The organism is uncultured Campylobacter sp. (assembly GCF_938045405.1).
In the GTDB taxonomy this organism is placed as follows: Bacteria; Campylobacterota; Campylobacteria; order Campylobacterales; family Campylobacteraceae; genus Campylobacter_B.
In genome coordinates, this window is the sequence record NZ_CALIMW010000174.1 from 1 (window position 1) to 4,930 (window position 4,930).

5 protein-coding genes and 1 tRNA gene are annotated in these 4,930 nt (G+C 46.9%); 3 read left to right on the plus strand and 3 right to left on the minus strand.

What is annotated here, in order from left to right; all coding sequences use genetic code 11:
- Position 1 precedes the first annotated feature (1 nt).
- Positions 2-77 (minus strand) — tRNA-Lys (locus Q0140_RS06785).
- A 253-nt stretch (positions 78-330) separates the two neighbouring features.
- Positions 331-1,146, minus strand: coding sequence for a lipid-binding SYLF domain-containing protein (locus Q0140_RS06790; protein WP_297963117.1), 816 nt, complete (start codon positions 1,144-1,146; stop codon positions 331-333).
- 108 nt (positions 1,147-1,254) lie between these two features.
- Between Q0140_RS06790 and Q0140_RS06795 the strand changes: the two genes are divergently transcribed.
- From Q0140_RS06795 to Q0140_RS06805, 3 genes are all read left to right on the plus strand, one after another.
- Positions 1,255-2,067 (plus strand): M23 family metallopeptidase, encoded by an 813-nt coding sequence (locus Q0140_RS06795; protein WP_297963121.1) that lies wholly within the window; start codon positions 1,255-1,257, stop codon positions 2,065-2,067.
- A 25-nt stretch (positions 2,068-2,092) separates the two neighbouring features.
- Entirely contained in the window at positions 2,093-3,994 is a 1,902-nt protein-coding gene (locus Q0140_RS06800) for a hypothetical protein (RefSeq protein WP_297963124.1), read from the plus strand.
- A 144-nt stretch (positions 3,995-4,138) separates the two neighbouring features.
- Positions 4,139-4,702, plus strand: a complete 564-nt coding sequence (locus Q0140_RS06805; RefSeq protein ID WP_297963127.1) for a methylated-DNA--[protein]-cysteine S-methyltransferase — start codon at positions 4,139-4,141, stop codon at positions 4,700-4,702.
- 47 nt (positions 4,703-4,749) lie between these two features.
- On the opposite strand, the gene Q0140_RS06810 is transcribed toward Q0140_RS06805, so the two are convergent.
- Positions 4,750-4,930: hypothetical protein (locus tag Q0140_RS06810; protein WP_297963130.1), on the minus strand; the 181-nt coding region annotated here is incomplete at its 5' end.

Below are 4,930 nucleotides of genomic sequence, written 5' to 3' on the forward strand. Positions count from 1 at the left end.
ATGGTGTCCCGTGTAGGATTCGAACCTACGGCCGCCTGATTAAGAGTCAGATGCTCTACCAACTGAGCTAACGAGACAAGAAACATAATTGTAGTGATAAAAATATAAAAAACTGATTAAATTTTATAAAAATTTCGTTAAATTTCATAAAATTTTATTCGGTCTTTATATACCTAATAACTCATAAAAATTAAATAAATACTTTAGTAAAGAACCAATAAATCTTTTTAAAATAACCTATGCACTTCGATTTCACATCTCGGCGCTCTTGCGCAAACTCAACGCAAAGCCAAAGCAAGAAGCCCCATAAGCGGGGCTTAACTCGATAATTTATTTTGCTTTTTTAGCTTTTTTGCTTCGCGTAGCCTTAGTATGAGTTCTAGGAGAGCGGTTTGAGATGATCGGCTTACCATCAGGGTATTTTTTCTGCACGTGATTTACAGGTATCGCTGCACTGCTGTTAGCGCCGTATTTCTCGCCGTTTGTGAAATACTTCCTCATTACTTCCTTCCATCTTTTCGCGTATTTATTTGCGCGCGGAGAATCGTTTAAAATATCCTCGTAGTCGTAAATTCTCTCATAGAAGTCGTTAGTTAGTTGATCGTCGATAGTGATTCTGCCGTTGTCGATCGATACGCCTAGGTAGACGCCTGTTTGCTCGCCCGGGCTTACCATCCATGCAGAAATATCAGGCAGATCAGTTGCGCGACCAGTTCTTCTACCTACGCCGCCTGCTGCAGCACCTACATTGATCTCAAGGGTGTCTGTGCCGGTAAAAATGTCTTGATATGACTTCGTAGTATGAAAGATCATCACGATGTCGCTCGTCTCGTAGCCTGCCTGTAAGCCCACGCCGTAGCCTTTATATTTGATAAAAATCGGTGAACTCCACTCGCCGTTCTCGCCTTTGACGCTAAAAATTCCATCGCCGTATTGTAGTGATGCGCCCGCAGCTAGGCGTTTTACGTCGGTTAGGATTGCGACGGCTTTGGCGCTGGTTAGATAGCGCTCATCGGTGCCGAAGTTATTAGCCGCTACGAAAGATCTAACGACGTTAGTCGCCGCTATAACCTCTTGATTTGCCACGACGTCCGCGTGCAAAAGACCGCAAAGTGCAACAGATGCTAGAAGCAAAAACTTTTTCATCATTTAATCCTTTTAAAATTGAATTTTCGTTATTATAACAGCAATTTCATTTGTTTTAGCTAATTTTTAACAAAAAATTGATGAAAAATAACGAATTTTGGAAAATTTATGAAATTTCTAGCTATTTTTGCACTTTTGGCGATCAAAATTTTCGCTTTAGACATAGTAAACGGTGATGTTGTTATCTTAAAATTAGATAAAAGCACGACCGAGTTGAGCTTTGGCTTAAAGCAAATTCCTCTCATCGTGGCTCCAAATTCTAACGATAAAATCGCCGTTTTAGCGGCGAATTACCGCGCTAAGGGAGATTTCGCGCTGAGAATAGTAGATCAAAGCGGCAGCCACGAGCAGATCGTCGCTTTGAAAAAGGGCGAGTACAAAAAAGAGACCTTAAGAGTCGCTCCTGGCAAAGTTAAACCGCCTAAAGAAGCCGCCGCGCGTATCAAAAAAGAGCTCGACGAAGCCAACGCGATCTATGCGATTACCACGCCGCGCTATCTTTTTTCCACGCCGTTTGAGCTGCCTTTAAACTCCAAAATAACCTCTGCATTCGGCAATGCCCGTACCTTTAATGGCGAGCTTAAAAGCTATCACAGCGGTACCGATTATCGCGCTGCGGTAGGCACTGCGGTGCGCGCCGCCAACGACGGGGTCGTAGTCATCGCCAAAGACCGCTACTACGCCGGCGGCTCGGTCGTGATCGATCATGGCGGCGGCATCTATTCGCAGTACTATCATCTAAGCGAGATCAAAGTGACGCTTGGCGATCACGTTCGCAAAGGCGATGAAATCGCGCTTTCGGGCGAGAGCGGCAGAGTTAGTGGCCCACATCTGCACTTCGGCATCGCGATCAACGGCGTGAGCGTCAATCCGCTAAGCTTCGTCGCTAAATTTAACGAAGTGGTTTTTGGCGAGCGCTAAAATGCCCTACAATCCGAAGGAATTAATGAAAAAAATTCTCGCAGGCAGCGATTTTAAGCTAAAAGGCTCGGTCAAAGGCCGCGTGCGCGTCGCGAGTAGGGACGGAGCGATCGTAAATTTTATCGCCGCAGACTTCGGCGTGCAGAGCCTAAATGATAAAATTTCGCTCAGTGGCGAGCAGTTTGAGCGCTTTAGAGCTAGAATTTTTGGGATTTTAAACTCTGGCGGACGCGAGCTTGCAGGTAGGCTCACGCTCCCTTCTACGCCCAAAAAGAAAGCCCGCACAGATCGTCTCCGCGAGGCGGATGGCTATGCGGAGTTTGACGGCGCCTGCGATTTTGGTAGCTTTTGCGAAGGAGATTTAAGCGCAGTTTCGCCCGAGGCTGGCGGCAGCTTGGCAAAGACCTCGTATGCCACAAATGCGAGGCGCGGCGAGCGAGATTTTCCTGCGCGCAGCGCTCAGAGTGCGCAAGGCTTTACTTCTAGGGCAGAATTTCAAGATGTTTCGCAAGCAGAATTTTATGGTGCGGCTCGGGCGGAATTTTGCGTAGATACCGCGTGGGATACGACGCGCGAGAATTTAATTTTGCAAAATGACGCTGCGCAGGATGATATGAGCGTGGGGCTTGCTGCTAGTTTCGAAGAGAGCGCAAATGCGAGGAGTAAAAATTTTATGCCCCAAAGCTATGCGCCTGCGAATTCTGCCAAAGAGCAAAGCTTCATTCCTGCATCGCGAAATTTTATTTCCGCGCAAAGCTCTGCGCTCGTGAAAGATTCCGCATTTGAGGCGCAAAATTCTAATTTTATGGCGCAAACGGAGAATTTTGCAGCTGAAAATTCGTTTGTAGCAGAGCAGGACGCAAACCTACGAAGTAAAAATTCTGCGGCACAAAGCTCTGCATCAAAAAATTCCACTTTTGCAAATTCTGCGCTTGATATAAAGTGCGCAAATGATTGTGGGCCTCAAGGCTCCGAGTTTTCTAAGGGGCAAATCGCGAATTCCGCTAGCTGCCGTGCCGCAAATTTTGCCTTAGAAAATGCCTCGGAATTCGCGTCTCAAGATGAGAATTTAGTCGGTGAGGATTCAATATTTTTGGCAAAAGGGCAAAATTACGCGCTAAAAAATTCCGACGAGCAAAATTTAGCACAGAAAAGCTCCGCACAAGAGTGGCGCCCTTTAAATTTGCCGCCGCAAGCGGGAAATAAATTTGCACCCGAATTTGAGCAATCCGCTCAGTCTGCGTTAACGGGAGGGAATTCTACGGTTGCTTCTTCTATGGCGGAGGGGACGCTTGGTGATGAGCCCGCGTCTGCTGCTTTTGGGAGCGAATCAACTTTTGCGACTAAGCCCGTAAATTTCTATGGCAAACCTGCGCGCAAAGCGCCTACGAAAGAGCGCGCGAGCCTTCGAGAGCGTCCGCAGGCTCTGCCTATTGCAAACGCTTCGCGTCCTGTCTCGCTACCGCAAGCGCCTAGAGCTAGGCTCATTGAGCTTAAGCCGCGTTTCATAGGCATCGCGCATAGGATTAAAATTTCGTTTTTGAAAAAGAGCGCGAGCGAGCCTGGCGAAGGGGTTTTGGCGCGTGTTCGTATTCCGCTTTTGATGGAGAATTTCGGTCTTAATGATATTTTGTCGTCCACGGCGAGCTACCAAATGGCGAAAAAAATGGTGCGCACGATCGCCGATCTTTACATCGCCAAGGATCTGCGCGGCGTGCACATAGGCGTGCCGGTGCGCCTTGAAATGGGCTTTAAAAGCGGTATCTCCGACGTCAGCAACCACGCCTTTATCTTTAAACTCATCGAGGACAGCCTCGTTAAAAACGGCGTCATCGACGACGACAATGCAGATATCGTGCGCGAGATCAAGCTTTTTAAGCAAGACGTTTTCGACGGGGTTTTAGTAAACATCATGCGGTTTGAGTAGAGGCTTTGCGGCGCCTTGCGTATAAATTTTAAAAAATTCGCGTTACCGCATGAAATTCCATCGTTTTCGAGCTTTAGCTCGCACCGCAACAAGCGCTTTTTAAAATTTTTTTGATCAAACCAGTAAAAATTTGAAAGGATTGAGATGCAAAAAGCCTTTTTTAATTCGCCTATTGGAATGCTTGAAATTTGGGATGACGAGATCGGGATCTGCAGTATTGACTGGGTCAAAAGCTCTGTCTGCGGACCCAATGATGAGATCTTTAAAAAACACGACGCAGGGCTTAAATTTGGTTTTGTGCGTGCTACGGATGATAAAGGACGCGATTTAAAGCTTAGTGATTTAAGAAAGAATTTGACTCTTTGCGCCGACGAGCTTGACGCATATTTTAGGGGCGAGCTTGAGAGCTTTAGCGTTAAACTGAGCCAAAATGGCACGCAGTTTCAAAAGTCCGTGTGGAGCGCGCTTTTAGAGATCCCTTATGGTGAGGTCGTAACATACGGCGAGCTAGCCGCGGCTATCGGCAGACCGCGCGCAAGCCGCGCAGTAGGTAGCGCAAACGGCAAAAACAAAATCCCCATCATCGTGCCGTGCCACCGCGTCGTAGCTGCGGGCGGGCTCGGCGGATACAGCGGCGCGGGCGGCGTAGCGACCAAAGCGTGGCTGCTAAACTTCGAAAGAGAAAATTTAGCCAAATTGGGCAAGTAAAATTCCGTTAAATTATGCCTTGCAGGCACGGCGCTGATTTTAAAATTTTACCGCGAGACGCTGCGAAATTTCATAAAGCGATTTTGTAAATTTCTAGTTTTGCGGCGACCAAGGCAGTTAAAATTTTGCAAGAAGCGAAACTTGCTATGCTGACTTAAAGCCCTAATTTTAAATTTATCGCGCCTTAGACGCTTGCTATGAGTGGTTGAAATTTTTCGCAGTGATAAA

Coding starts and splice junctions, on each gene's coding strand:
- Q0140_RS06795 (WP_297963121.1), top strand. CDS start 1,255: ATGAAATTTCTAGCTATTTTTGCACTTTTGGCGATCAAAATTTTCGCT.
- Q0140_RS06790 (WP_297963117.1), bottom strand. CDS start 1,146: ATGAAAAAGTTTTTGCTTCTAGCATCTGTTGCACTTTGCGGTCTTTTG.
- Q0140_RS06805 (WP_297963127.1), top strand. CDS start 4,139: ATGCAAAAAGCCTTTTTTAATTCGCCTATTGGAATGCTTGAAATTTGG.
- Q0140_RS06800 (WP_297963124.1), top strand. CDS start 2,093: ATGAAAAAAATTCTCGCAGGCAGCGATTTTAAGCTAAAAGGCTCGGTC.